General features: G+C 71.1%; 26 protein-coding genes and 3 pseudogenes. 14 read left to right on the top strand and 15 right to left on the bottom strand.

Annotated features, from left to right (window positions below):
• Positions 1-77 precede the first annotated feature (77 nt).
• From M878_RS85065 to M878_RS85055, 3 genes are all read left to right on the top strand, one after another.
• On the top strand, positions 78-554 hold the full coding sequence (locus tag M878_RS85065; RefSeq protein ID WP_023552375.1) for a winged helix-turn-helix transcriptional regulator: 477 nt from the start codon (positions 78-80) through the stop codon (positions 552-554).
• Positions 555-744: 190 nt separating this feature from the next.
• Positions 745-1,620 carry an undecaprenyl-diphosphate phosphatase gene (locus M878_RS85060; RefSeq protein ID WP_023552372.1) on the top strand — a complete coding sequence of 292 codons (876 nt, stop codon included), beginning with the start codon at positions 745-747 and terminating at the stop codon, positions 1,618-1,620.
• 235 nt (positions 1,621-1,855) lie between these two features.
• Complete coding sequence (locus M878_RS85055) at positions 1,856-2,035, top strand: hypothetical protein (protein ID WP_031226758.1); 180 nt, start codon at positions 1,856-1,858, stop codon at positions 2,033-2,035.
• A 44-nt stretch (positions 2,036-2,079) separates the two neighbouring features.
• Here M878_RS85055 and M878_RS85050 read toward each other — a convergent pair.
• Positions 2,080-2,451: pseudogene (locus M878_RS85050) on the bottom strand (DUF4291 family protein); the annotation flags it as partial.
• On the opposite strand from M878_RS85050, the pseudogene M878_RS95270 reads away from it, so the two are divergent.
• Positions 2,402-2,781: pseudogene (locus M878_RS95270) on the top strand (transposase); the annotation flags it as partial. The pseudogenes M878_RS85050 and M878_RS95270 sit on opposite strands and share 50 nt — an antisense overlap.
• A gap of 753 nt (positions 2,782-3,534) precedes the next feature.
• On the opposite strand, the pseudogene M878_RS000000101520 reads toward M878_RS95270, so the two are convergent.
• A pseudogene (locus tag M878_RS000000101520) lies at positions 3,535-3,659 on the bottom strand (IS5/IS1182 family transposase); the annotation flags it as partial.
• A 395-nt stretch (positions 3,660-4,054) separates the two neighbouring features.
• On the opposite strand from M878_RS000000101520, the gene M878_RS85040 reads away from it, so the two are divergent.
• The 4 genes from M878_RS85040 to lnt all read left to right on the top strand — a co-directional run bounded on the left by M878_RS85040 (position 4,055) and on the right by lnt (position 8,640).
• A complete protein-coding gene (locus tag M878_RS85040; RefSeq protein ID WP_023552361.1) occupies positions 4,055-5,773 on the top strand; it encodes a sialidase family protein in 1,719 nt (572 codons plus the stop codon).
• Positions 5,774-6,241 (top strand): hypothetical protein, encoded by a 468-nt coding sequence (locus M878_RS85035; protein WP_023552359.1) that lies wholly within the window; start codon positions 5,774-5,776, stop codon positions 6,239-6,241.
• A 186-nt stretch (positions 6,242-6,427) separates the two neighbouring features.
• A complete protein-coding gene (locus M878_RS85030; protein WP_023552358.1) occupies positions 6,428-6,904 on the top strand; it encodes a nuclear transport factor 2 family protein in 477 nt (158 codons plus the stop codon).
• Positions 6,905-7,074: 170 nt separating this feature from the next.
• Positions 7,075-8,640 carry an apolipoprotein N-acyltransferase gene (gene lnt, locus M878_RS85025; protein WP_023552356.1) on the top strand — a complete coding sequence of 522 codons (1,566 nt, stop codon included), beginning with the start codon at positions 7,075-7,077 and terminating at the stop codon, positions 8,638-8,640.
• On the opposite strand, the gene M878_RS85020 is transcribed toward lnt, so the two are convergent.
• Together M878_RS85020 and M878_RS85015 are read right to left on the bottom strand one after the other, a co-directional pair.
• Positions 8,558-9,469 (bottom strand): Gfo/Idh/MocA family protein, encoded by a 912-nt coding sequence (locus tag M878_RS85020; protein WP_023552353.1) that lies wholly within the window; start codon positions 9,467-9,469, stop codon positions 8,558-8,560. The genes lnt and M878_RS85020 overlap by 83 nt on opposite strands.
• 10 nt (positions 9,470-9,479) lie before the next feature.
• A complete protein-coding gene (locus M878_RS85015) occupies positions 9,480-10,643 on the bottom strand; it encodes an FAD-dependent monooxygenase (protein ID WP_051430146.1) in 1,164 nt (387 codons plus the stop codon).
• A 23-nt stretch (positions 10,644-10,666) separates the two neighbouring features.
• Here M878_RS85015 and M878_RS85010 point away from each other — a divergent pair, with 23 nt between their 5' ends.
• Both M878_RS85010 and M878_RS85005 read left to right on the top strand, forming a co-directional pair.
• Positions 10,667-11,179: a TetR/AcrR family transcriptional regulator gene (locus M878_RS85010; protein WP_158692939.1), complete on the top strand. Its 513-nt coding sequence runs from the start codon at positions 10,667-10,669 to the stop codon at positions 11,177-11,179.
• A 166-nt stretch (positions 11,180-11,345) separates the two neighbouring features.
• Entirely contained in the window at positions 11,346-11,810 is a 465-nt protein-coding gene (locus M878_RS85005; protein ID WP_023552346.1) for a hypothetical protein, read from the top strand.
• A gap of 106 nt (positions 11,811-11,916) precedes the next feature.
• On the opposite strand, the gene M878_RS85000 is transcribed toward M878_RS85005, so the two are convergent.
• The 7 genes from M878_RS85000 to M878_RS84970 all read right to left on the bottom strand — a co-directional run bounded on the left by M878_RS85000 (position 11,917) and on the right by M878_RS84970 (position 18,037).
• Positions 11,917-12,396, bottom strand: coding sequence for a tetratricopeptide repeat protein (locus tag M878_RS85000; protein WP_023552344.1), 480 nt, complete (start codon positions 12,394-12,396; stop codon positions 11,917-11,919).
• Positions 12,397-12,585: 189 nt separating this feature from the next.
• Positions 12,586-13,269, bottom strand: coding sequence for a uracil-DNA glycosylase (ung, locus tag M878_RS84995; protein WP_023552341.1), 684 nt, complete (start codon positions 13,267-13,269; stop codon positions 12,586-12,588).
• Positions 13,270-13,367: 98 nt separating this feature from the next.
• Entirely contained in the window at positions 13,368-14,945 is a 1,578-nt protein-coding gene (locus M878_RS84990) for an ABC transporter substrate-binding protein (RefSeq protein ID WP_023552339.1), read from the bottom strand.
• 189 nt (positions 14,946-15,134) lie between these two features.
• Positions 15,135-15,905 (bottom strand): SDR family oxidoreductase, encoded by a 771-nt coding sequence (locus M878_RS84985; RefSeq protein ID WP_023552331.1) that lies wholly within the window; start codon positions 15,903-15,905, stop codon positions 15,135-15,137.
• A gap of 11 nt (positions 15,906-15,916) precedes the next feature.
• Complete coding sequence (gene fabG / locus M878_RS84980; protein ID WP_023552328.1) at positions 15,917-16,678, bottom strand: 3-oxoacyl-ACP reductase FabG; 762 nt, start codon at positions 16,676-16,678, stop codon at positions 15,917-15,919.
• A gap of 148 nt (positions 16,679-16,826) precedes the next feature.
• Positions 16,827-17,276, bottom strand: coding sequence for a DUF3037 domain-containing protein (locus tag M878_RS84975; RefSeq protein WP_023552326.1), 450 nt, complete (start codon positions 17,274-17,276; stop codon positions 16,827-16,829).
• Entirely contained in the window at positions 17,273-18,037 is a 765-nt protein-coding gene (locus tag M878_RS84970; protein ID WP_023552324.1) for a HipA family kinase, read from the bottom strand. The genes M878_RS84975 and M878_RS84970 overlap by 4 nt, the downstream gene beginning before the upstream one ends.
• Before the next feature lie 183 nt (positions 18,038-18,220).
• Here M878_RS84970 and M878_RS84965 point away from each other — a divergent pair, with 183 nt between their 5' ends.
• Positions 18,221-18,694, top strand: a complete 474-nt coding sequence (locus M878_RS84965; RefSeq protein ID WP_023552321.1) for a Rieske (2Fe-2S) protein — start codon at positions 18,221-18,223, stop codon at positions 18,692-18,694.
• A 6-nt stretch (positions 18,695-18,700) separates the two neighbouring features.
• Here the strand turns inward: M878_RS84965 and M878_RS84960 are convergent, their stop codons facing one another.
• Complete coding sequence (locus M878_RS84960; protein WP_023552319.1) at positions 18,701-19,345, bottom strand: cysteine hydrolase family protein; 645 nt, start codon at positions 19,343-19,345, stop codon at positions 18,701-18,703.
• 180 nt (positions 19,346-19,525) lie between these two features.
• On the opposite strand from M878_RS84960, the gene M878_RS84955 reads away from it, so the two are divergent.
• Positions 19,526-19,996: a pyridoxamine 5'-phosphate oxidase family protein gene (locus M878_RS84955; RefSeq protein ID WP_023552317.1), complete on the top strand. Its 471-nt coding sequence runs from the start codon at positions 19,526-19,528 to the stop codon at positions 19,994-19,996.
• Positions 19,997-20,107: 111 nt separating this feature from the next.
• On the opposite strand, the gene M878_RS84950 is transcribed toward M878_RS84955, so the two are convergent.
• Positions 20,108-21,010 carry a LysR family transcriptional regulator gene (locus M878_RS84950; RefSeq protein ID WP_023552315.1) on the bottom strand — a complete coding sequence of 301 codons (903 nt, stop codon included), beginning with the start codon at positions 21,008-21,010 and terminating at the stop codon, positions 20,108-20,110.
• A 73-nt stretch (positions 21,011-21,083) separates the two neighbouring features.
• On the opposite strand from M878_RS84950, the gene M878_RS84945 reads away from it, so the two are divergent.
• Positions 21,084-22,019, top strand: coding sequence for a DMT family transporter (locus tag M878_RS84945; protein WP_245238268.1), 936 nt, complete (start codon positions 21,084-21,086; stop codon positions 22,017-22,019).
• Positions 22,020-22,105: 86 nt separating this feature from the next.
• Here M878_RS84945 and M878_RS84940 read toward each other — a convergent pair whose 3' ends face one another.
• Complete coding sequence (locus M878_RS84940; protein WP_031226753.1) at positions 22,106-23,437, bottom strand: aminotransferase class I/II-fold pyridoxal phosphate-dependent enzyme; 1,332 nt, start codon at positions 23,435-23,437, stop codon at positions 22,106-22,108.
• A 93-nt stretch (positions 23,438-23,530) separates the two neighbouring features.
• Between M878_RS84940 and M878_RS84935 the strand changes: the two genes are divergently transcribed.
• Positions 23,531-24,211 carry a pyridoxamine 5'-phosphate oxidase family protein gene (locus M878_RS84935; protein WP_023552308.1) on the top strand — a complete coding sequence of 227 codons (681 nt, stop codon included), beginning with the start codon at positions 23,531-23,533 and terminating at the stop codon, positions 24,209-24,211.
• 23 nt (positions 24,212-24,234) lie between these two features.
• Here the strand turns inward: M878_RS84935 and M878_RS84930 are convergent.
• Positions 24,235-24,659: DMT family transporter (locus M878_RS84930; RefSeq protein WP_023552305.1), on the bottom strand; the 425-nt coding region annotated here is incomplete at its 5' end.

Raw genomic sequence — 24,659 nt, 5'->3', positions numbered from 1 at the left:
CTACCAGTGAGTAGGAAATCCAAACTCACGATAGCTCGTCGAGTTGGGAAATCAAACCCTCCTCTAGACTGGCCTCCATGGCCGCAAGGAAGTCCGCGCAAGACCCACGCCCCTGCTCGATCGCCGACGCCCTCGCACTGGTCGGCGAGAAGTACTCCCTGCTCGTCCTGCGCGAGGTGTGCCTGGGCAACGGCCGCTTCGACCAGCTCGTACGCAACATCGGCGCCCCGCGCGACATCCTGGCCACGCGACTGCGCCGGCTCGTGGACGCCGGGATCCTCACCAAGCGCGTCTACAGCGAGCGCCCGCAGCGTTTCGAGTACCGGGCCACCCAGGCAGGCCTGGAGCTGGAGCCGGTCCTGATGACGCTGAAGGAATGGGGCGACCGCCACATCCGCAAGGGCGCAGGTCTGCCCATGGCCGTCGAGCACAGCTGCGGCCATGAACTGGTCCCGGTCGTCACCTGCCAGGCGTGCGGCGACGAGGTGCGTCACGAGGACCTCACGGCCCACCCGCAGGCCCCGGGCTGGACGATCAAGGGCCCGGCCGCGTAGCGCTCCGCCGAGTGGAGCCGAAACGCCGAGGGGCCCGGGACACCGAGGAGCCCGGGACACCGAGAGGCCGAGACAAGGGGCGCCGCCGAACCCGGGCCCGCCCCCGTTTCCCCGCTGTCACCTCCGCCCGCTACTCTGCCCTCGGCATTTGGTCACTTCTTTACCCGACAGCACTGGACGTCCTGCCTTCATGTCTTGGTTTGAATCCCTCGTCCTCGGACTCGTCCAGGGGCTGACCGAGTTCCTGCCCGTCTCCTCCAGCGCGCACCTGCGGCTGACGGCGGCGTTCTCGGGCTGGGAGGACCCCGGAGCGGCCTTCACGGCGATCACACAGATCGGCACGGAGACCGCGGTGCTGATCTACTTCCGCCGGGACATCGGCCGGATCCTCGCGGCCTGGTTCCGCTCGCTCTTCGACAAGGCGATGCGACAGGACCACGACGCCCAGATGGGCTGGCTGGTGGTCGTCGGCTCGATCCCGATCGGGGTGCTGGGCGTGACGCTGAAGGACCAGATCGAGGGGCCGTTCCGCGATCTGCGGGTCACCGCCACCATGCTCATCGTCGTCGGCCTGGTCATCGGCGTCGCCGACCGCCTGGCGGCCCGCGACGAGACCGGCGGCCGGCACCGCGCACCCAAGCAGCTCAAGACGCTGGAGAACCTGGGCGTCAAAGACGGCCTGATCTACGGCCTGTGCCAGGCCTGCGCGCTCATCCCCGGCGTCTCCCGCTCCGGTGCGACCATCAGCGGCGGCCTGTTCATGGGCTACAAGCGGGAGGCCGCGGCCCGCTACTCCTTCCTGCTCGCCATCCCGGCAGTGCTCGCCTCGGGCGCTTTCGAGGTGAAGGACTCGGTGAGCGAGGGCCATGTGGCCTGGGGCCCGACCCTGTTCGCGACGGTCATCGCGTTCGCCTCGGGATACGCGGTGATCGCATGGTTCATGAAGTGGATCTCCCACAAGAGCTTCATGCCGTTCGTCTGGTACCGCGTGGCCCTCGGCATCGTCATCATCGCCCTGGTCTCGGCCGACGCACTGAGCCCCCACGCGGCGGAATCGGCGAGCTGAGCGCACGACTGCGGCCCTGAACTTCCCGGCGCCTACGACAAGTTCGCGCCCCGGCTCCTGCCCACCGCCGCTGTTTCGGACAACTCCCACGCCCCGCACGAACTCCGCCGGAGCGGAATATGCCCGGTGGCCTGGATCGACTGCGGACGCGGCCGCCGACGGCGGTGACCAACCCCATACCTACGCTGTAGCCGGGCGGTAGCGCAGTGTCAGTGCTTACCCCTACGCTGTCCGCATGTCCCCCGATTCCCTGCCCTCTGGTTCCGTGCGGTCTGCCGCCGAGGTGAACGAGCAGATCCGGGCGCTGTGGCTGCGTGCGGGCGGCACCCTGTCGGCCCAGGAACGCGCGGAGTACGAGCTGTTGGTGGTCGAGTGGGCCGCGGCGATCCGCAGCGCGGTGATCAAGGCGGCCTGACCTCTGCCGGGCCGCACGAAGACCGGATGCCCCGGGTCCGGAGGCTACGGCCGCAGATGCGCGAGCACCTCGTCTCCGATCGGATACGGCCGCTCCACGGGCAACAGCCCGCTCGCGCACTCCAGTTCACCGGCCCGCACCAGCGCGTGGACCTCGGTCGCCGGCGGGGCCACGTCCTCGACGCCCGCGATCCACTCGTCGGCGTACCGGGCCGCCGCCTCCCCGGCGAGGCCGAGCTGCAACGAACGGTGCGGCAGCGCGTTGTGGTGCGGATCGCGCTCGGGATCCCACTGGACGCGCGCCGGAGCCTCCCTCAACTGCCGCTTCCAGGAGGCCTGGTCCGCGTGCAGGTCCGGGACGTAGTGCGACAGACAGGCGTGGCGCAGGGCCCACTCGAAGCCGGCACGGTCGATCTCGGCCACGACGGGTCGGGGTGCCGCAAAGCGGGTGCCAGGCCGCAAGCGGGGGCTGCGGTGGACGTGTTGGGCCTGGTCATCACGGTGGTCGTGCTCGCGGCGAGCGCGTACGAGGACACCGCCGGCATCGCGCTGCTCGACCAGGTCGCCGGGCACTCCGTCACCGTAGAGAAGGCGCTGGTCGATCAGGGCTTCAAGACGGCCGTGGTCGAGCACTGCGCCGCGCTCGGGATCAACGTGGAGGTCGTCGAGCGGAACCCGCAGGACAAAGGGATGACCCACGTCATGGCCCGTCGGCTCACCGGCGCGGCCGCCCTCACCTGGCGCGAAGCGACGCCGACAGTGGACGCGCGATGCTCCAGCCCCTCCTCGATGTGCGATCCGACGGCCCGGGGCCTCTCCAACCTCGGGCTGTACCTCCGCTGGCCAGAGTTACCGAAAAGGGCTCGGGGCGCCCTGAAAGATCCCGTAAGGTCCATCCTGACCAAAGCGAACAACTGTTGCAGTCACCGTGATGTGACCGCCCAGGGGGAAGGAAAGAACTGCATGAAGGCATCCCGGGTCCGGCGAGGCGCGGCCGTCGCCGCCACCGTCGCCGCGCTGGCCGCCGCCGGCACTGTCGCCACCGCGCCCACGGCCGCGGCCAAGACCAACCTGCTGGACATCACCAAGGTCTCGCTCAACAAGCCGGGCCTGCAGCTGGACATCAAGTACTCCTGCGACACCGGCGTGGACCTGCAGATAGCCGGCTACGCCTCCAAGGTCACCGAGTCGGCTGCCGGAAAGCGGAACGCGACGGGAACCATCGAGGCCTCCAAGGTCACCTGCGACTTCGTCAGCCGCACCGTGCAGATGAAGCTTCGCCCGGCCGGCAACGGCTTCGTCGAGGGCGACAAGGTGAAGGTCACCGTCTTCTACTGGGACGAGAACGGGGCCTTCCGCACTCAGGAGGAGACCACCACCGTGGTCCTCTGAGGCACCGTGCCCGTCACATAGGCCCTCGACTCAACCGACCCGTGCAACTGGGCACGGCACCGCCCGAGTTGAGGGCCTTCGGGGCGTCTCCACGGTGACGGAGTGCCCGGCGACCTGGTCGAGCAGCGCGATGCCGGCGGTGTCCTCGTACGCGCTCGCCGCGAGCACGACCACCGCGATGACCAGGCCCAACACGTCCACCGCAGCCCCCGCTTGCGGCCTGGCACTGCTCGTCGCTACGGCAAGGGTCTGCCCGGAGGGCGAGAATCCAGCAGCAGAAGTCCGCCGACCGGGGCGTAAGCGATGCGCCGCCAGGGCTCGGGGCCTGTACCACCGGGGCGGCGAGGAGCCTTTGCCGCATCGCCTGCCGGTAGGGGGAAAGCTCCGGCTGCACTGTCCAGCCCGCTTCGAAAAGAGTTCGGTTTCTCGCGACGGACGCCGCCTGCCTCCTCGTAGAGCAGACGAAGGCACCACCCGTACCGCCACGCACCACCCCCCTTGGTCCGACTCGCGAACCCACGAGGTACCTGTGGCTTTCCTCTCGACACTCCGTCTTCACCGCCACCCGCGGTCGCACGGGCGTCTTGCCGTTGGGTTGCTGGCACTCATCGCCGGAACCCTGCCGAGTGTGTCGGCCGACGCCGCCACCCCGCCCTCCGGATCGGTCAGCGACACTGCGCCCACGACCACGTGGAGCGCCGGTCCCTTCGCCGTCCCGAACGTCTCCGGCACCGCCGGGACGGTGAGCTGCGGGAATGCGCAACCCTGCGACGACTACACCCTGAAGGTGTCAGTGCCCGTGGGCTACGACGCCGGTCACAGCCTGCGCGTCGATGTCAAGTGGCCGGACTCCGCAGCCGACTTCGACCTGTACGTCCTCGACGCGGACGGCCGCCAGGTGGCCGCCTCCGCCTCTTCCAGTGACCCGGAGACCGTGCTGCTTCCGGCGGTGACGGCGTCGTACACCGTGCGCGTGGTGCCGTACGCCCCGCTCGGCGACAGCTTCACCGGCACCGCGAGCCTGGTCGCCGATCCGGCCGATCCGCCGCCGAGTACGGCGACCCCGCCGATGTACGCGAACTCCTCGGCGCCCGACGCCATCAAGGACGCGCACAACGCCGGCGAACCCTCGATCGGCGTGGACCGCGCAACCGGTGCCGCGATGTTCCAGGCGTACACCTCGACGCTCAAGGTCACCTACGACGGCGCCGGCGCCGCCACCTGGCAGGACAAGAGCGCAAACGCGGCCAACGGCTGTCCCCAGGGCAGCACCACCAGCCTCGACCCGATCCTGTTCACCGACCCGGCCACCCACCGCACCTTCGAGTCGCAGCTCGCCGGCAAGACAGCTCTGACGTGCTACACCGACGACGACGGCGAGACGTGGACGCCGACAGGCGGCTCGGGCATCAACTCCGGTGTGGACCACCAGACCATCGGTGGCGGCCCCTTCACCACGGGCGAGCCGGGCGCCGTCACGGCGTACCCCAACGCCGTCTACTACTGCTCCCAGGACATCGCCGACGCCTCGTGCGCCGTCAGCCGGGACGGCGGTCTGACGTACGGGCCCGCCGTTCCCATGTACTCGCTGCTGGACTGCGGCGGCCTGCACGGGCATGTGAAGGTCGCCCCGGACGGCACGGTGTACGTGCCCAACAAGGGCTGCGGCGGCAACCAGGCCGTGGCCGTCTCCGAGGACAACGGGCTTACGTGGACCGTCCGCAAGAACCCGTACAGCACCCCCGGTGACTCCGACCCGAGCGTCGGAATCGGCGCCGGCGGGACTGTGTACATGGGCTACCAGAACAGCGACGGCACCGCGCGGATCGCCGCCAGCCACGACAAGGGCAAGACGTGGCTGTACGACCAGAACGTCGGCGCCGCCCTCGGCATCAAGAACATCGTCTTCCCCGCCGTGACCGCGGGCGACGACAACCGCGCCGCCTTCGCCTTCCTGGGCACCACGACCGGCGGCAACTACCAGGACACAGCCAACTTCAAGGGCGTCTGGCACCTGTACGTGGCCACCACCTACGACGGCGGCCAGTCCTGGGTCACCGTCGACGCCACCCCCACGGACCCGGTACAGAAGGGGTCCATCTGCACCGGCGGCACCACCTGCGGCCAGGACCGCAACCTCCTGGACTTCATCGACGTCACCCTCGACGCCCAGGGCCGCGTGCTCGCCGCCTACGCCGACGGCTGCACCGGCGCCTGCGCCACCGGCGGCGCGCAGAACTACGACGCACTGGCCTCCATCGCCCGCCAGTCCTCCGGCAACACGCTGTACGGCGCGTACGACGCCGTGGTCGCAGGCAAGCACAAGAAGTCCAACGGAGGCCGCTAGATGAAGCCGTTCGCCCCGGCTGCCGTGCTGGTCAGCGCCGTCCTCGGTCTGGCGGCCGGCACCGGATGCTCGCCCGCGCCCCGGAACGCCGGGCCCTTGCGTGCGACGCCGTACACGGCCGCCCCCGCGCCCGGCGGCTGCCCCACCGCCGCCTCACTGCCGCTTCCCAGGGCCTTCCCGGCGGAACTGCCGGTGCCCGAGGGCGCGGTCGTGACCTCGGTGGAGCACCGCACCGGCGGCCGGTTGATCGTCGCCACGGTCGTACGGGGCGGCTTCGACGCCACCCTGGCCTTTCTGCACAAGCAGCTCCCCAAGGCCGGATACACCCCGAAGGACGGTGAGGTGGAGAAGGACGACGCCGAGTCGACCTTCTCCTCCACGACCGTCCGGGGCCGCTGGACGCTGCGGAAGATGCCCGACTGCGAGGGAGGGGTTTACCTGACGTACCTGACGTCTGCGGTCTCCTGAACCCGGCCCGGCCGAGGACTGGAAGACCGCTGGTTCGGGGTCGGCGGATCGGGGATCACGGGAATGATCGTTCATGGGGGACGGAGCCGACTCTCGGCCATGCCCCGCACCACCGAATATTCCCGTACGACCGAATATCCCGCCGCGCCTCTTGGCTCCGCGCCCGCCATGCCCAAAACTGTGCCGATGACGCAGCGTACGGAGCTGGCGACCGTGCTGGACCGGCTGGCCGTGGACGAGCTGATCACCGCGTACGCGGTGGCGGTGGACGACGGCGACTGGACGGCGTACCGAAGGCTGTTCACGGCGGACGGGCGGGCCGACTACCGTTCGGCCGGCGGCATAGAGGGCGACGCCGGGCAGATCGCCGCATGGCTGGCCGAGAGCCTCGCCCTGTTCGCCATGCGCCAGCATCTGATCGTCAACCGCCGGGTCCGCTTCGGCATCCTGGACCACGACACCGGCGACACGGCATCAGTACGGGCCGACTACCTCAACCCGATGCGCTTCGCGACCGACGACGGCCCCACGGCCCCGGACCTGGTCTGCGGCGGCCGCTACGACTTCGCGCTGCTGAGGACACCGGAGGGCTGGCGCCTGCGCGAGGTGAGTGTCGAAGAGAAGTGGCGCCGCCTTCCAGCCAAGGGCACGGCAACCCCCTGAGGGGCGCGGGGAACTGCGCGACCAGCCACACACGACCCGCACACGCCCGACGACAGCAAGACCCGAGCTCTACCGCGCACCCTTTCCACGCACCCTTTCCACGCACCCTGGAGAAGATCGCTCCCCACGCGCACACTGGAATCAGCGCTCGGTAGGGAGGGTGGGTCCATATGAGGACGATCAACCACTGGCTCAACTCCCCCTGGCGCCGCTCCGCCGTCGCCGCCCTCGCCGGTGCCCTGCCCGTGCTCGCTTTCCCTGCCCCCTCCCTGTGGTGGTTCGCCTACGTCGCCCTCGTCCCCTGGATCCTGCTGATCCGCTCGGCCCCGACCGGCCGGCGGGCCGTGTACGACGGCTGGAGCGGCGGCTTCGGCTTCCTGCTGGCCGTGCACCACTGGCTGCTGCCCAGCCTGCACGTGTTCATCTTCCTGATCGCCGCCCTGCTGGGCGTGCTCTGGGCGCCCTGGGGCTGGCTGGTGCGCCGATATCTCGGCGAGCAGCCGTCGCCGGGCCGGGGAGCCGTCGCGCTGCTGGTGCTGCCGTCGGCCTGGCTGATGGTGGAGCTGGTGCGGTCCTGGCAGGGGCTCGGCGGGCCGTGGGGCATGCTGGGCGCCAGCCAGTGGCAGGTGTCGCCGGCGCTGCGGCTGGCCTCGGTCGGCGGGGTGTGGCTGCTCAGCTTCCTGATCGTGGCCGTGAACGTGGCGGCGGCCGTACTGATCTCCGTGCGTGAGGCACGCGTACCGGCCGTGGCCTCGCTGGTCGCCACGGCCGCCGCGACCTCGGCCGCGTGGGCCTGGGCGCCACGCCCGGAGGTGGACGGGAGGGTCCGGATCGCCGTCGTACAGCCGGGGATCATGGACGGCGGCCTGAAGCGGTTCGACCGCGAGGAGCAGCTGACCCGGCAACTCGTCGGGCAGCACGTCGACCTGGTCGTGTGGGGCGAGTCCAGCGTCGGTTTCGATCTGGGCGACCGTCCCGATCTGACCCGGCGGATCGCCGCGCTGTCCCGCGCGACCGGCGCCGATGTGCTGGTGAACGTGGACGCCCGCCGCTCCGACCGGCCCGGCATCTACAAAAGCTCGGTGGTGGTCGGCCCGAACGGCCTCACCGGCTACCGGTACGACAAGATGCGGCTCGTGCCCTTCGGCGAGTACATACCCGCCCGCTCGCTGCTCGGCTGGGCCACCTCGGTCGGCAAGGCCGCCGGCGAGGACCGCAGGCGGGGCACCGAGCAGGTCGTGATGAACGTCGGGCACGGGCTGCGGATCGGCCCGCTGATCTGCTTCGAGACGGCGTTCCCGGACATGAGCCGGCACCTGGCGGAGGACGGCGCCGATGTCCTCCTCGGCCAGTCCGCCACGTCCACCTTCCAGGGCAGCTGGGCGCCGGAGCAGCACGCCTCGCTGGCCGCGCTGCGGGCCGCCGAGACCGGCCGCCCGATGGTGCACGCGACCCTCACCGGTGTCTCGGCCGTCTACGGGCCGGGCGGGCAGCGGCTCGGGCCGTGGCTCGGCACCGACGCGAGCACCGCCCGCGTGTACGACGTACCGCTGGCGCACGGCATCACGCCGTACGTCCGCTACGGCGACTGGCCGGTGCAGGGCGCACTGCTGGTGCTGGCCGCGCTGTGCGCCGCGGAGGGCCTACGGACGGTCAGGCTGCGGCGCAGCGGTCCTGAACCGCTCGTACCACCCGCTCGCACAGTTCATGAGTCGCCAGCGCGTCCCGGGCGCTGAGCACCTTCCCGGCGCGCACGGCGTCGAGGAAGGCCAGGGCCGCCTGCTCGATGCCGCGCTGCCGGGCCACCGGCACCCAGTCGCCCCGGCGGCGCACGGTCGGCTGGCCCTTGTGGTCGATCACCTCGGCGAGGTTGAGCACCTGACGCTTGGTGTCCTGCCCGGAGACCTCCAGGATCTCCTCCGTGGAGCCGCTGAGCCGGTTCATCACACCGAGCGCGGTGAAGCCGTCGCCGCCGAGCTGGAGCACCACGTGGTGCAGCAGTCCGTCCGCGACACGGGCGCGCACGGTGACGTCGTCGACCGGCCCTGGCACCAGGAACCGCAGGGTGTCGACGACATGGATGAAGTCGTCCAGGATCATCGAGCGCGGATCCTCGGGCAGCCCGATGCGGTTCTTCTGCATGAGGATCAGCTCGCGCGGGTGCTCCAGGCACTGCGCGTACCCGGGCGCGTACCGGCGGTTGAAGCCGACGGAGAGGGAGACCCCGCGCTCCTCGGCGAGACTCACCAGCCGTTCGGAGTCGGCGAGTTCGTAGGCGAACGGCTTGTCCACGTACGTCGGTACGCCCGCCTGGAGCAGCCGGGTGACGATCTCGGGGTGGACGGCGGTCGGCGCGTGCACGAAGGCCGCGTCGAGGCCCGCCGCGAGCAGGGAGTCGAGCGTGCTGTGCCGCCGGTCGGCGGGCAGGTGCAGGGTGTCCGCGACCCGGTCGAGGGTGGCGGGCGTCCGGGTCTGCAGATGCAGGTCGATCCCCGGCTGAGCGCCCAGCACCGGCAGGTATGCCTTCTGCGCGATGTCCCCGAGTCCGATGCAGCCGACCTTCACGTGCTCTCCCCTACGGCTTTCCTGCGATGGCTTCCCCGGCAGCATACGGGGGCCGCCAGTCGGCGATGCCGTCGAAGCCGTGCAGGAAGAGCGCGGGTCCGGCCTTCGACAGGGCCGCGATCGCGATGTCGCGTACGGCGACGGCGGCGGGGTTGCCGGTCATGTTCAGGCGGGCGGCCCTGACGGCCTGGCGGGCGATCGCGGTGGTGCGCGGGAGGCGGGCGGCGGTGTACGCGGCCAGGTCGTCGCTGTGGTGTGCGAGCACGATGGCGTCCTCGATGGCCTGGTTGCCGCCCTGGCCGAGGGTCGGCGGCATGGCGTGGGCGGCGTCCCCGAGCAGGGCGACCCGGCCCACGTGGTGGGAGGGCAGGGGCGTGGCGATGTGGTGGACGTCGTGCCGGAGCACGTCCTCGGGGCGGGCGGCGGCGAGAACGGCCGGGACGGGGTCGTGCCAGTCGCCGAACCGGCGCAGGAGTTCGGCCTTCTCATCGTCCGGCGCCCGCTCGCCCGCCGGGGTCATGGCGGCCGCGTAGGCGTAGACGCGGCCGTCCTTGAGCGGTTGCGTGCCCCAGATCCGGCCCCGGCCCCAGGTCTCGTGCGAGGCGAACTCCGCGCCGGGCACCGGGATCAGCACCCGCCAGGTGGTGAACCCCGCGTACACCGGGCCGGGGTGGAGCGGGAAAAGAGCCCTGCGGACACGGGAGTTGATGCCGTCTGCGCCGACCACCAGCCCGGCCTCCAGCTCCTGTCCGCCCACACTCACCCGGGCGGGCCGCCGGCTGTCCCCGGGGTCGGCGAGGGTCGCGGCGGCCGCGGTGCGGACGGCGCCGGGCGGGAGCAGGGCGGCGAGCCGGTCGACCAGGGTGGCGCGGGAGAGCAGGACCAGTGGCCCGCCGAAGCGGGCGGCGGCCGCCTCGGCGCTGGAGCGGGAGAGCCAGCGCCCGCCCGGAGTGCGCAGCCCTCCCCCACCGCCCTGCCAGGCGGCGAGGTCGCGGATCTCGTCACCGATGCCGAGCACGTCGAGGGCGCGCAGGGCGTTCGGGGCGAGGGAGATGGCCGCGCCGACCGGGGCCAGGGAGGGCGCCCGCTCCAGCACGGTCACGTCCCAGCCTTTGCCGTGCAGGGCCGCCGCCCCCCAGCGCCTCCCGCGCCGATGTGGTCGCCGACGCCGCACTGGCGCTGCTCGCCGAGCGCGGGATGCGCGGGCTGACGCACCGCGCCGTGGACGAGACGGCCGGGCTGCCGCTCGGCTCGACCTCGAACGTGGCCCGCACCCGGCAGGCGCTGCTGGAACTCGCGGTACGGCGGCATGCCGAGCGCGAGGCACGGGTGCTGGAGGTGACGGAGATGCCGGATCCGAGCGCCGGTCCCGACGCGCTGGCCGACGGGCTGGCGCTCGCCGTGCACCGCTCGCTGACGGAGGGCCGCGAGCTGCTGATCGCCCGGTACGAACTCGCCTTGGAGGCCACCCGCCGCCCCGAGCTGCGGGCCTTCTACGACCGGACCGGTGCCGTCTTCGAGGAACAGCTTGCCGCGCTGCTCACCGCCGTGGGCTCGCCCGATCCGGCCCGGCATGTGCTGTCCCTGGTCGCCTGGGCCGACGGGTTGATGTTCTCGTGCGCGGCGGGTTCGTTCAGCGCCGAAGTGCCTGGCCTGGCGGAAGTGCGCGCGGGCCTGCGGGAGTTGCTGGCCGGCATGCTGGGCCGGTGAACGACGACGGCCCCGTGGACCGACGGCGACAGCGGCGGCCGGACGTCACCCTCGATACCGCGAAAACCCCCGTACGGGGCACGAGATCACCCGTGCGGGGGCGTCACCGTCGGCTCCCTGCTGCCAAGCCGGGGGCCGACCCAGCAGAGTTGCGCGGGTGCATCGAATGACGACCACCGCAGCGCTCCTGGTCACCGTGGCCGTCTCGGCCCTCGCCGGCTGTGTGACGCTACAGCATCCGGCGACCTCCGCACCGCCCCCTTACCCGACACCCGCGCTGCCGGCGGTGCCCCGCCCGGACGGCAGCGCGGAGCCCCGGGTGGTGCAGGCACCGGCTCGGGAGGCCCTGGAGATGACCGGCCCGTCCCGGCATCCGAAGCACCCGGCTCCGCCCTCCCCGCGGCGCCCGGCCGAGGCGCCCCCGGTCACCCATCGGCCACCGGTCGCCCCAGCCGCTCCCCCACACCCACGCCCTCACCCCGAGATCCCCCCGCAGCCACACACCAACGCCCCGGTCCTGCCGAACCCGGCCCCGAAAGCCCCGGGCGTGTGCGCCCTCGGCAGGCAGTACGGCGGCTGGCGGGAGGACAGCCCCGAGTCCCAGATCTGCGACCGGACATACGGCCACTGACAGGCGCCGGCCGGGCGGCTTCCCTGAGGGCGCGGGGAACTGCGTGACCAGCCACAACGGCGCAGCAGACGCCTGATGACACAGCGCGGCACAACCCCCCGCGCGCCTAGCCGACCTCCCCCAATCGCAGCTCCAGCCGGCCGATCGCAGCCCTGACCCCGTCCCCATAACCGTCGTCGGCCAGAGCGCCGGCGGCCCGGCGGGCCCGGCGCAAATGGCTTCGGGCGGCTTCGGGGCGGCCCAGTTTGACGTAATCCGCGGCCAGATTGAGATGCAGGGAGGGGAAGAAGCCCCGGATGCTCAGCGGGTCGCCACCGGGGTCTTCGGGCCCGTCGGTCAACTCCTCCGCCGCGGACAACGCCCTGAGATCCCAGGCGAGTTCGTCCTCCGGGTCGTCGTGGGTGTCCGCCAGGTAGTGGGCCAGGGTGCAGCGGTGCAGCGGGTTGCCGGCCTCGCCGAGCTCCGTCCACAGGTCGAGGAAGCGGCGGCGGGCCTCCTCGCGGTCGCCGCCGTGGTGCAGCATCACGACCTGCCCGATCCGCGTCAGCATGGCGTCCGGTGCCGGCTGCTCTTGTTGCTCCGCCACGGGTGCCCTCCGGGGGTTTGCGGGGTTTTCCGCTCCCGACGGTAATCGGCAGCATCGGGATTGCGGGTCAGGCTGCGCCGTTGCGGTGTCGGCCGGTGGGCCGCTGCGGGTCCGTTGTGGCTGGTCGCGCAGTTCCCCGCGCCCCCTGGGGAGCTGTAGTGCCCCTCGCTCCACCGCCCCTGTCGCCCCTCAGCCCAGGTTCGGGATCCGCCAGTCGACCGGCTCGTGGCCCTGCGATGCGATCGCCTCGTTGATCTGGGTGAACGGGCGGGAGCCGAAGAACTTCTTCGCGGAGAGGGGGGAGGGGTGCGCGCCCTTGACCACCGCGTGCCGCTTCTCGTCGATGAGCGGCAGCTTCTTCTGCGCGTAGTTGCCCCAGAGGACGAAGACCGCCGGATCGGGCCGGGAGACCACCGCGCGGATCACGGCGTCCGTGAACTTCTCCCAGCCCTTGCCCTTGTGCGAGTTGGCCTCACCGGCCCGGACGGTCAGCACCGCGTTCAGCAGCAGGACGCCCTGCTCGGCCCACGGCATCAGATAGCCGTTGTCCGGGACGGGCAGGCCCAGCTCTTCCTTGATCTCCTTGTAGATGTTCCGCAGGGAGGGCGGGGTCTTCACGCCGGGGCGGACCGAGAAGCACAGGCCGTGGCCCTGGCCCTCGCCGTGGTACGGGTCCTGGCCGAGGACCAGGACCTTGACCTTGTCGTACGGCGTCGCCGCCAGCGCGGCGAAGACCTCCTCGCGCGGCGGGTACACGGGACCCTTCGCCCGCTCCTCCTCGACGAACTCGGTCAGCTCCTTGAAGTAGGGCTGCTGCAGCTCGTCGCCCAGAACCCCGCGCCAGGACTCGGGCAGCATGGCGATGTCGGTCACGTCAACATCCTCACAGTGTGGATCAACTACGGCGTGCGGTCACTTGCAGGATTCAGAACCTACAGGCGACCACTGACAACCGGTGCCACAAGGGGGATTCACCAGCTGGTCTTGCGGTGCAGTGCCCACATCGTCATGATCGTCGACGGGTCGAGAGCCTGCTCTCCGCCGGAGATGTCCTCGCTGGCGGCGATGAACTGCCGGCCCTGCCACAGCGGGATCAGCCGGGCGTCGTCCACGAGGATCTGCTGGGCCTGTTCCATGTCCTTGACCGTCTGGGCTCGGTCGCTCTCCGCGCGTGAGTGGGGCAGCAGCTTGTCGGTGATCTCCTTGGACGGATACGGCGTACCGAGCGCGTTGTGGTCGCCGACGAAGGGGGCGATGAAGTTGTCCGCGTCGGGGAAGTCCGGGAACCAGCCGCGGCCGAAGACCGGGTACTCGCCGTTCTGGTAGCCGACCACGTAGGTCTTCCAGGGGCGGCTCTTGAGCGTGATCGTGAACAGGCCGGAGCCCTCCAGCTGCCGCTTCAGCTCCTGGAACATCAGCGCCGTCTCGGAGCCGTAGCGGTCGGTGGTGTACCAGAGGGTGAGCGGGACGGGCTGGTGGATGCCCGCGTCGGAGAGGATCTTGCGGGCCTTGGGCACACTCGGGTCGCCGTAGTCGTCGAAGAAGCCGGTGGTGTGTCCGGTCAGGCCCTTGGGGACCATCGAGTACAGCGGGTCGACGGTGTCCTTGTAGACCTTGTGCGCGATGGCACCCCGGTCGACGATCTGGGCGATGGCCTTGCGGACGGCGGGCTGCTTGGCCCAGGGGTCCTTGGGGTTGAACACGAGATAGCTGATGTCGGTGCCGGTGCCGTCGACCAGCTGGAGGTTGCTGTTGCCGTGCTGCTGGAGGGCGACGATGTCGTCGGCGGCGAGGCCGCGGTAGGTGACGTCGATCTGCTTGGCGCGCAGCGCCTTGACCATCTCGGCCGAGTCCTGGAAGTAGCGGATGGTCACCGCGTCGTTCTGCCGCTTGGCGAAGCCCTGGTAGTTCCCGTTGCCGACGAGGACGGCCTGCTTGCCCTCGTCGTAGGACTTCAGCTCGTACGGTCCGGAGCCGTAGACCGTGTCGTCCTTGCGCAGGGAGTCGGCCGGGTAGTCGTCCGGGTCCACGATCGACATGGCGGGGGTGGCCAGCACGAAGGGGAAGGTGGCGTCGGACTGGTTGAGCTGGAAGACGACCTCGCGGTCGCCGAGCGCCTGCACCCGGTCCAGGCTGCCGAGCAGACCGGCGGGGCCGCCCGGGGCGTTGATCTTGCGGATGCGGTCGATGGAGTACTTGACGTCCTGGGCGTTCAGCGCGGCGCCGTCGGCGAACTTCAGGCCCGAGCGCAGCGTGCAGCGGTAGGTGCGGCTTGAGGAGTCGGTGAAGGAGCAGCTCTGGGCGGCGTCGGGCTGGGGGGTGGTGGCGCCGTTGGGGTAGGCGAGCAACGTCTGGAAGATGTTGCGGTACAGCTCCCAGGAGCCGTCCCAGGCACCGGCGGGGTCCAGCGTGCTGGGGGCGCTGGTGGTGCCCACGACGATCGGCCCCTTGTTGCCGCTCTCGCCGCTGGACAGCAGACCGCAGCCGGCCACCAGGGACATGGACGCGATCGCCGCGACTCTCCGCAGGAATCGGTTCCGGTTGAACACGCGCACGCTCCTCGATCTGCCATACCAAGGGTCGGCAGACGATACCGCAGCGTTCGAGCGCCTGAACCTCCGCTGAAAGAGGACTTCTTGATCGATTTTGCTTTTGACGACGTTGTCAGTCCGCTGTGCGGACTCGGTGGGGTGTTCCGGGCGCCGATCCGTCCGAAAATCGGCGCCCGGAAGGTTTGCTCAGGCCCCGACGCCGGCGTTCAGGAAGATGCCGCCGTCCACGACGAGCGTCTGACCGGTGATCCAGTCGGACTGTCCCGAGGTGAGGAAGGCCGCGGCCCCGCCGATGTCGGAGGGCACGCCGAGCCGGCCCAGCGGGTAGGCGGCGGCCGCCTCCTCCTCGCGGTTCTCGTACAGGGCCTGGGCGAACTTGGTCTTGACGACGGCCGGGGCGATCGCGTTGACGCGCACCTTCGGCGCGAACTCGTGCGCCAGCTGCTGGGTCAGGTTGATCATCGCGGCCTTGCTGACACCGTAGGCGCCGATGAACGGCGAGGGGGCGAGGCCCGCGATCGAGGCGATGTTGACGATCGCGCCGCCGTTGTCCTTCTGCCAGGCGTGCCAGGTCTTCTGGGCGAAGCCGAGTGCGGAGATCACGTTGGTCTCGAAGACCTTGCGGGCGACGTTCAGGTCCAGGTCGGCGATCGGCCCGAACACCGGGTTGGTGCCCGCGTTGTTGATCAGGAAGTCGACACGGCCGAAGGCCTGCATGGTGCGCTCGACGACCTCGGCCTGGTGGTCCAGGTCGTGCGCCTTGCCGGCGACGCCGATAACCCGGTCGGAGCCGAGCTTCTCGACGGCCTCCTTCAGGGCGTCCTCGTTACGGCCCGTGATGCACACGCGGTCGCCGCGGGCGACGAGCGCGTCGGCGATGCCGTAGCCGATACCGCGGCTGGCGCCCGTGACGAGGGCGGCCTTGCCCGAGAGCTCGGGGAGTTCAGCGGAAGTCATGTACCTGTTCCTCAGTTGAGCGGTCCGCCGGCGACGTACAGCACCTGGCCGGAGACGAAGCCGGCCGCCTCGCCGGTGAAGAAGGCGATGGCGTTGGCGATGTCCTCGGGCTCGCCGACGCGCTGCACGGGGATCTGGGTGGCGGCGGCCTTCTTGAAGTCGTCGAAGTCCATCTTGACGCGGTCGGCGGTGGCCTTGGTCATCTCGGTGGCGATGAAGCCCGGGGCGACGGCGTTGGCGGTGATGCCGAACTTGCCCAGCTCGATGGCGAGGGTCTTGGTGAAGCCCTGCAGGCCGGCCTTGGCGGCGGAGTAGTTGACCTGGCCGCGGTTGCCGAGCGCCGAGGACGAGGAGAGGTTGACGATCCGGCCGAAGCCCGCGTCGACCATGTGCTTCTGGACGGCCTTGGTCATCAGGAACGAGCCGCGCAGATGGACGTTCATGACGGTGTCCCAGTCGGAGACGCTCATCTTGAACAGCAGGTTGTCACGGAGCACGCCCGCGTTGTTGACCAGGATCGTCGGGGCGCCCAGCTCCTCGGCGATCCGGGCGACGGCGGCCTCGACCTGGGCCTCGTCGGAGACGTCGGCGCCGACCGCGATCGCCTTGCCGCCGGCTGCGGTGATCTTCTCGACGGTGTCCTTGCAGGCGGCCTCGTCCAAGTCGATGACGGCGACCGCGCGGCCTTCGGCGGCCAGCCGTACGGCGGTGGCGGCGCCGATGCCGCGCGCCGCGCCGGTGACGATCGCGACCCGCTGTTCAGTGGTGGACATTGCTGCTTCTCCTCGCCCTTGAGAGAACATGTCTGGCTCTTGAGAGAGCCCGTCTGGTGCGGTGAGCGACCGCTTAGTACCTTCAGCACACGTGACGCTAGAAGCCCTGGCACCCGGTGTCAACGGGACACCGGACCGGTGTGATCCATTACCTCACCAGGAGGTCCAGCAGACGTTCTGTTTCGGCCGCCGGGTCAGTGGTCAGTCCGGTGTGCACGGGTCCGGGCTGGACGACGGTGGAGCGGGGTGCGATCACCCAGCGGTAGCGCCGCCCGGCGTCGTCCCGGGCCGCCTGTCCGGCCTCCTCTCCGCCCGCGCAGTGCCGCTCGATCGCACCGAGCGCGGCCCGTACCCCGGCCACGTCGGCCTCCGGATCGAGGGCGAGCAGCCGGGCCTCGTCGAGATGGGTGCGGGCACCGACGTAGGCCTGGGCGCGGCAGTAGACGACGACGCCCGCGTTGATGCACTCGCCGCGCTCGACGCGCGGTACGACCCGCAGCAGCGCGTACTCGAACACGTCCCGGCCGCCGCCCTGGCCCGCCCGGGTGATGTGCCGCTCGACGACATGGCCGGCCATGTGGATGTGGGTCCCGCTCACTTGCCCTCCTCGATGCCGGTGATGCGCTCGGCGATGACGGCCGCCCGCACGAGCAGCGGTCGTGCGTAGGCCCGGCGCAGGTCGTCCGGGGTGTCGAAGCCGGGCTCGTCGGCGAGCCAGGCGTCGGGGATCTCGGCGGTGACCTCGGCGAGCAGGTCCTCGGTGACCCGCGGTGCCAGCTCGGCCGCGGCGGCGGTGACGTCCGGGGCGAAGCGGGCGAGGGCGTGGTCGGAGGCGTCGTAGGGACGGGCCGCAGAGGCCTCGGCGGAGGGCCAGTTGTGGTGCCAGATCATCGTGGCGCCGTGGTCGATGAGCCACAACTCGCCGCGGTGCACCAGGAGGTTGGGGTTGCGCCAGGAGCGGTCGACATTGTTGATCAGCGCGTCGAACCAGACGATCCGGCCGGCCTCCTCGGGGCGCACCGGGAAGGCGAGCGGGTCGTAGCCGAGGGCGCCGGAGAGGAAGTCCATGCCGAGGTTGGTGCCGCCGCTGGACCGCAGCAGGTCCTGCACCTGCTGCTCGGGCTCGCCGAGTCCGAGGACCGGGTCCAGGTGGAGGGTGACCAGCCGGGGCATCCGGAATCCGAGGCGGCGGGCGAGTTCGCCGCACACCACCTCGGCGACCAGGGTCTTGCGGCCCTGTCCGGCGCCGGTGAACTTGATGACGTAGGTCCCGAAGTCGTCGGCCTCGACGAGCCCCGGCAGCGAGCCGCCCTCACGCAGCGGCGTGATGTAGCGGGTCGCGGTGACTTCCTTGAGCATCGCCCCAGGTTACTGGGGCACGGCCGGGGGCCCGGCGGGATGGGCCGACAGCAGTCCGACAGCTGTGGCTTACGGCCGTCTCATGTCCCGGCGGCCAGGATCTGGGTGCCCGTCTGAACGGGTCGCGCCCCGGCGCCGTACCCCTGGACGGATCACGAGAAGCTCCGTGGAAGGGAACCCCACATGACCAGCGCATCGTCCCAGCACGCTGCGGGACCGGCCCGCCGTACCGTCGTGGCGGCGGCCGGAGCGGCTGGGCTCGCCGCCGCACTGACCGCCTGCGGCTCCAGCGACAACTCGTCCGACAAGGTCAACACCGGTTCCGGTTCCTCCGGCACGACCGGGGGCGCGGGCGGCGGTTCCGCAGGCGGCACCGCGCTCGCCAAGACCTCTGACATCCCCGAGGGCGGCGGCAGGATCTTCAAGGACCAGGGTGTGGTCGTCACCCAGCCGACGGCGGGCACGTTCAAGGCGTTCTCGGCCAAGTGCACCCACCAGGGGTGCGCGGTGGGCAGCGTGACGGGCGGCGCGATCGTCTGCCCGTGTCACAACAGCCACTTCTCCATCGCGGACGGCAGTGTGAAGCAGGGGCCCGCGACCCAGCCGCTGCCCGCCGAGAAGATCACCGTCTCCGGCGAGGACATCAAGCTGGCCTGAGCCGCATCAACCGCGCCGGCGCGGCCGTTTGAGACAGCCGAGCACCTCGTCGGTGGCCGCGACCGTGGCGACCAGCGCGAGGGTGTGCCGGATCATCGCGGAGGTGTAGTCGGCGGGCACCCCTGCGACGGCGTCTGCCGGGACGACGGCCGTATAACCGAGGTTGACCGCGTCGAACACCGCGTTGGGTATCGCCACGTTGGCGGAGACACCGGTGACGATCAGCGTGCGGCAGCCGAGGTTGCGCAGCAGGGCGTCGACTTCGGTGCCGTGGATCGGGGAAAGCCCGTGCAGCCGGCGTACGACGAAGTCCTCCTCGGCGACCTCGATCGGTGGTGCGACGCGCACCGCCGTACTACCGCTCAGCTGCAGCACGGGGAGCCGTTCCGCGGCCCGGAACAGCCGGGCGTTGCGGTTCGCGCCCCGGCCGTCCGGACGGCGCTCGGCGATCGCGTGGACGACCTGGACGCCGGTCTCGTGCGCGGCGGCGACCAGCCGGGCCACATTGCGCAGCGCACCGGAGGAGCGGGCCTCGCGGGCGAGTTCGGGCAAGGCGCTGTCCGGGCCGACGACCCCCTGCTGGCACTCCACGGTGAGCAGCACGGTGCTGACCGGTTCGAGGAGTTCGCTGAGCTGTTCGTACGACGGCATGGCGCGCCCCCTTGAAGACGACCCGACGGAGAGACGACCCGGCGGAAGACGACCAGATGAACGACGATCCCCTTGAAGACGAGCCATCTCAAGACGACCCGTTCTCTTTTCTGACGTGTTGTCAGAGGATCGCCAGGACACGATAGTTCTCTGGCACGACGTGGGAGAAGAGGGGGCCGCATGACCGTCACTCAGCAGCGCCGGGGCCGGAAGATCATGATGACGCCCGGCGAGCTGGACGAGTTCCTCACCAGTCAGCGCACCTGCCGGGTCGCGACCGTCTCGGCGGACGGCACTCCGCATGTCAGCGCCCTGTGGTTCGCCTGGGACGGCACCTCGCTGTGGCTGTACTCGGTGGTGCGCAGCAGGCGTTGGGCCCAGCTGTGCCGCGATCCACGGGTGGCCGTGGTGGTCGACTCGGGCGAGGAGTACGACCAGTTGCGCGGGGTCGAGCTGTCCGGCCGGGTGGAGTTCGTGGGCGAGGCGCCGCGCACCGGGGAGCTGTGCGCCGAACTCGACACGGCCGAGACGCTGTTCGCCCGGAAGAACTTCGGCCTGGACGAGATGCCGCACGACGGCCGCCACGCCTGGGCCCGGCTGACCCCGGAGAAGATCGTCTCCTGGGACTTCCGGAAGCTCGGCGGAGCCTAGGGCCCGTCCGGCGGATCCTGTCGCGGACGCGGGGGCCGGTACGCCCGGCTGCGCCCATGAGGTGTCGTCGATGTCCTGCGACCTGATCTGCTGGACGGTCCCCCGACAGGCTCAGCCGATCTTCCCCGCCGCGCCGCGCAGGGCCTCGAACGCGGCGCGGATCGAGGGGCGGCGGTCGGCGTCGGCCCGCCAGATCACGTAGACGTGCCGGCGCACCCGCTGCTTGAGCGGCACGAGGACCACACCGTCCGGAACCGGGTGCCGGCCCAGCAGTGGCGCGATGCACACGCCCAACCCGGAGGCGACCAGGCCGAGTTGGGTGTGGGTCTCGCCGGCACGGTGGCCCACGATCGGCTCGACGCCCTTGGAGCGCAGGGTGAACATCAGCCACTCGTGGCAGAACTCGCCCTCGCCCCAGGTGATCCACTCGTCCTCGGCGAACTCGGTGAGGTCGACCTCGTCCCGGCCGGCGAGCCGGTGCCCGACCGGCATGGCGACATCGGCCGGATCGTCCAGCAGGGGCGCCTTGACCAGGCCATCGGGCACGGGCATCGGCTTGTTGTACCAGTCCAGCACCACCGCGAGATCCAGGTCGCCGCGGACGACACCGGCCATACCCTGCTCCGGCTCCAGCTCGCTGGAGCGCACCCGCAACCCGGGGTGCTCGGACCGCAGCGCGCCGAGCGCGGCCGGGAAGAGCCCGCGGGCGGCGGTCGGGAACGCCGACAGCCGCAGTTCGCCGACGACCTGACCGCGGTGCGCCTCCAGATCGGACTCGGCGAGTTCGACGTGCGACAGGATGCGTGCCGCGTGCTCCGACAGCAGCCGCCCGGCGTCCGTGAGCCGCACCCCCCGGCCGTGCTTGGCGAGGAGCTGCTGGCCGATCTCACGCTCCAGCTTGCCCAGCTGCTGCGAGACGGCGGACGTGGTGACGTGCAGCGCGTCCGCGGCCGCGCTGACCGAGCCGTGCCGGGCGAGGGCGTCGAGGGTGCGCAGGCGCTCCAAGTTCAACATGTAGCGATTCTAAGAGGTACCAGGTGAGAAATCTCGATTGTGCTACGAGGTTGCCTGCAGCATCGTTGAGGCCATGAGCAGCACGGTCACCGCGACTCGAACCCAGTCCCCCGCCCCCGCCCGTCCCCGCGCCCGCCTCGGCTGGCGGATCCGCTTCGGCGTCCTGTCCCTGATCTGGGGCTTCAGCTTCCTGCTGATCAAGGTCGGGACGGGAGGATACGCGCCCTTCCAGGTCACCCTCGGGCGGCTCGTGTTCGGTACGGCGGTACTGGCGGCCGCGATGGCGGTCAAGCGCGAGAAGCTGCCGCGCGGGGCCCGGCTGTGGGGTCATATGGCGCTCGCCGCGTTCTTCCTCAACGCCCTGCCGTTCTCCCTCTTCGCCTACTCCGAGCTGACGATCCCGTCCACGCTGGCCGGCATCTGCAACGCGACGTCGCCACTGTGGGGCATGGCCCTGTCGCTGGTAGCCCTGTCCGAGGACCGGCCGACCAGGGTCCGCGTGGCCGGGCTGGGGCTGGGCTTCTTGGGTGTGCTGACTGTGCTGGGAGCCTGGCAGGGCTTCCATGGGCTGGATGCCACGGGTACGGCGATGGCCCTGCTGGCTTCGCTGAGCTACCCGGTGGGCTGGATCTACGTCCGGCGGACGCTCGCAGGAACGGGCAACTCCCATCTGTCGATGACGGGGGCCCAGTTGCTGTTGGCGACGGTTCAACTAGCTGTTGTGACACCGTTGTTCACCAGCTTCCCCGCGCATTTCTCGCTCGTTCCGCTGCTGGCGATCGCCGCGCTGGGTGCGCTCGGCACGGGGTTGGCTGTGCTGATCCAGTACGGGTTGGTCGCTGAAGTCGGGCCTACGACCGCGCAGATGGTCACGTACTTCATTCCGGTCATCGCCACGGCAGCGGGCGTCGCGATTCTTGGGGAGTCGTTGCGGTGGACCACCCCGGTGGGGGCGGTGATCGTGCTGGCGGGGGCCGCGCTTACTCAGGTGCGGCGAAAGGGTGCCTGATCGGGAGGGGGCGCGGGGTTTCGTTCGCGAGTGCGGGTCCGTTGTGGCTTGTCGCGCAGTTCGCCGCGCCCCTTCACAGCTCGCCGTCAGCCATAGACGCGGGCCGGAGACGGTCGTACCGCTGCTGACACCGCCTCCGCCAAGGGGGCGATGTCCTCCTGCGTGAGCGTCGAGATCGTGATGCGGATCGCCTGCCGGCTGTTCAGGCGGTAGCGGGCGCCCGGGGCGACCGCCCAGCCCGCTTGGAGGAGGCGGGCAACGGCGCCGGTCTCGTCGGGGACCGGCACCCATACGTTCATGCCGCTACGGCCGTGGGCGGCGACTCCGCGGTCCGCCAGCGCGTCGACCAGTGCGTCCCTGCGGGCGGCGTACGCCCGGGCCACCGCCACCCGGTCCACTGCGCCCTGCGTCCAGAGCCGGACCACGGCCCGCTGCAGCAGCAGGCTCACCCAGCCGGGGCCCAGGCGCTGACGGCCGCGTACCCGGTCGACGGTGACGGGGTCGCCGGCCACTACGGCCACGCGCAGGTCGGGGCCGTAGGCCTTGGAGGCGGAGCGGACGACGGCCCAGTGGTGGGTGACGCCCGCGAGGGGGTGCAGCGGGAGGTCCACGATGCCGTGGCCGTGGTCGTCCTCGATCAGCAGGGTCTGCGGGTGGTCGCGCAGGACCGCGCGCAGGGCACGCGCGCGTGTGGCGGTCACACAGGCGCCGGTCGGGTTCTGTGCGCGGTCGGTGACGATGAAGGCGCGGGCGCCGGACTCCAGGGCGCGGCGCAGGTCGTCGGCGCGCGGGCCGTCGTCGTCCAGGCCCACCGGGAGCGCGCGCAGCCCCAGCGCGGGGACCAGGTCGAGGACGCTGCCCCAGCCGGGGTCCTCGACGGCGACCACGTCGCCCGGCCTGAGGTGGGCGGACAGGACGCGCTCGATGGCGTCGAGGGAGCCCGACGTCACGGTCAGCGGGCCCGCGGGGACGCCGTCGGCGTCGAGTTCGGCGCGGGCGAGGCGGGCGAGGTCCGCGTCGACGGGGTCGTCGCCGTAGCGGACGGGCCGCCGGTCGCCCTCCTTCGCCGCCGCGGTGAGGGCCGGCGCCAGGCGGGGCAGCAGGGCCGGGTCCGGGTTGCCGGAGGCCAGGTCGCGGCCGCCTGCCGGGACCTCCACGCGCAGTTCCTCGCGCCCGGTGGTGGCCGGCTTGGGCCGGACCCGGCTGCCCCGGCGGCCGGCGGTCTCGATCACCCCGCGCTCGCGCAGGGTGCGATACGCGGCCGCGACGGTGTTGGGATTCACGCCCAGCCGGGTCGCCAACTCCCGCATGGGAGGCAGGGTTTGGCCCGGCACCAGCTCACCGGTGCCGACCGCGCGCTCCACGCTGGCCGCGATCTCCGCTGCGCCACGCCCTTCGATGGGATACTCTCCTAGCACAAAGGACATTATGCACTAGTGCAATCCAGATCGCCACTGCTGCAGTTTGTCACTGCTGTTCAGATCGCCATTGCTCGCCACGGAGGGACCGCCATGCAGGGGACGACCGAGGAAACCCAGGCCGCCGCCTATGCCCCGACCGACCGCACCGTGCCCACGCGCGCCGCGGACCGGGCGTCGTACGACAGGGAACTGGTGCACGCGATACTCGACGAGGGGTACGTCTGCCACCTCGGCTTCGTCCGCGACGGCGCCCCCGTGGTGCTGCCGACGCTGTACGGCCGGGTCGGCGAGCGGCTCTATGTGCACGGGTCCACCGGTTCCCGTCCGCTGCGGATGACCGGCGAGACCGACCCGGGCCTGCCGGTGTGCCTGACGGTCACCCACCTGGACGGGCTGGTGCTGGCCCGTTCCGCCTTCCACCACTCCCTCAACTACCGCTCCGTGGTGGTGCACGGCATCGCCCGCCAGGTCACCGACCCGGAGGAGAAGCGGACGGCCCTGGACGCGTTGGTGGACCACGTCGTCCCGGGCCGCGCCGCCGACTCCCGGCCCGCGAACAAGAAGGAGCTGGCCGCCACCGCGGTGATCCGCCTGGACCTGGACGAGGTCTCGGCCAAGCTCCGCACCGGCGGCGCCAACGACGAGCCGGAGGACCTCGCCCTGCCGCACTGGGCCGGCGTCGTCCCGGTCCAGCGCGGCTACGGCGCCCCGGTCCCCAACGCCGACCTGGCACCCGGCATCGAGCTGCCGGACTACCTGAAGGCCCGGTAGGCGCCGGTCCGGGGGCTGGCCGGTCACACCGGGATCGACTCCCGGCGGCCGGATCCGCGGGCCTCGCTCACGGCGAGGCCCGCGACCGCGCCGAGCAGAAGCAGGGTGCCGGCCACGGTGGTCGCCGTCAGCCGCTCGCCGAGCAGGGCGACGGCGAGCATGGCCGCGGTCACCGGCTCCAGGAGCATGATCACGGAGACGGTGGCGGACCGTACGACGGCCGCTCCGGCGAAGTACAGGGCGTACGCGAGCGCCGTGGGCACGGCGGCGATGTACAGCACCAGCCACAGCAGTCGTGCGGGGTGGGCGGTGTGCGGGAGCATGCCTGCGTGCAGCGCGAACGGCAGCAGGCACAGGGCGGTCACCGCGAACGCCCCGACGGTGGTGTCGGAGGGGTCGGCGCCGCCGTCCCTCCCCCACCAGCGGGTCAGCAGGGTCATGGCGCCGT

This window comes from Streptomyces roseochromogenus subsp. oscitans DS 12.976, assembly GCF_000497445.1.
Lineage (GTDB): Bacteria > Actinomycetota > Actinomycetes > Streptomycetales > Streptomycetaceae > Streptomyces > Streptomyces oscitans.
Note: the sequence above shows the minus strand (reverse complement) of the source record. Positions and strands in the feature narration are given on the sequence as shown.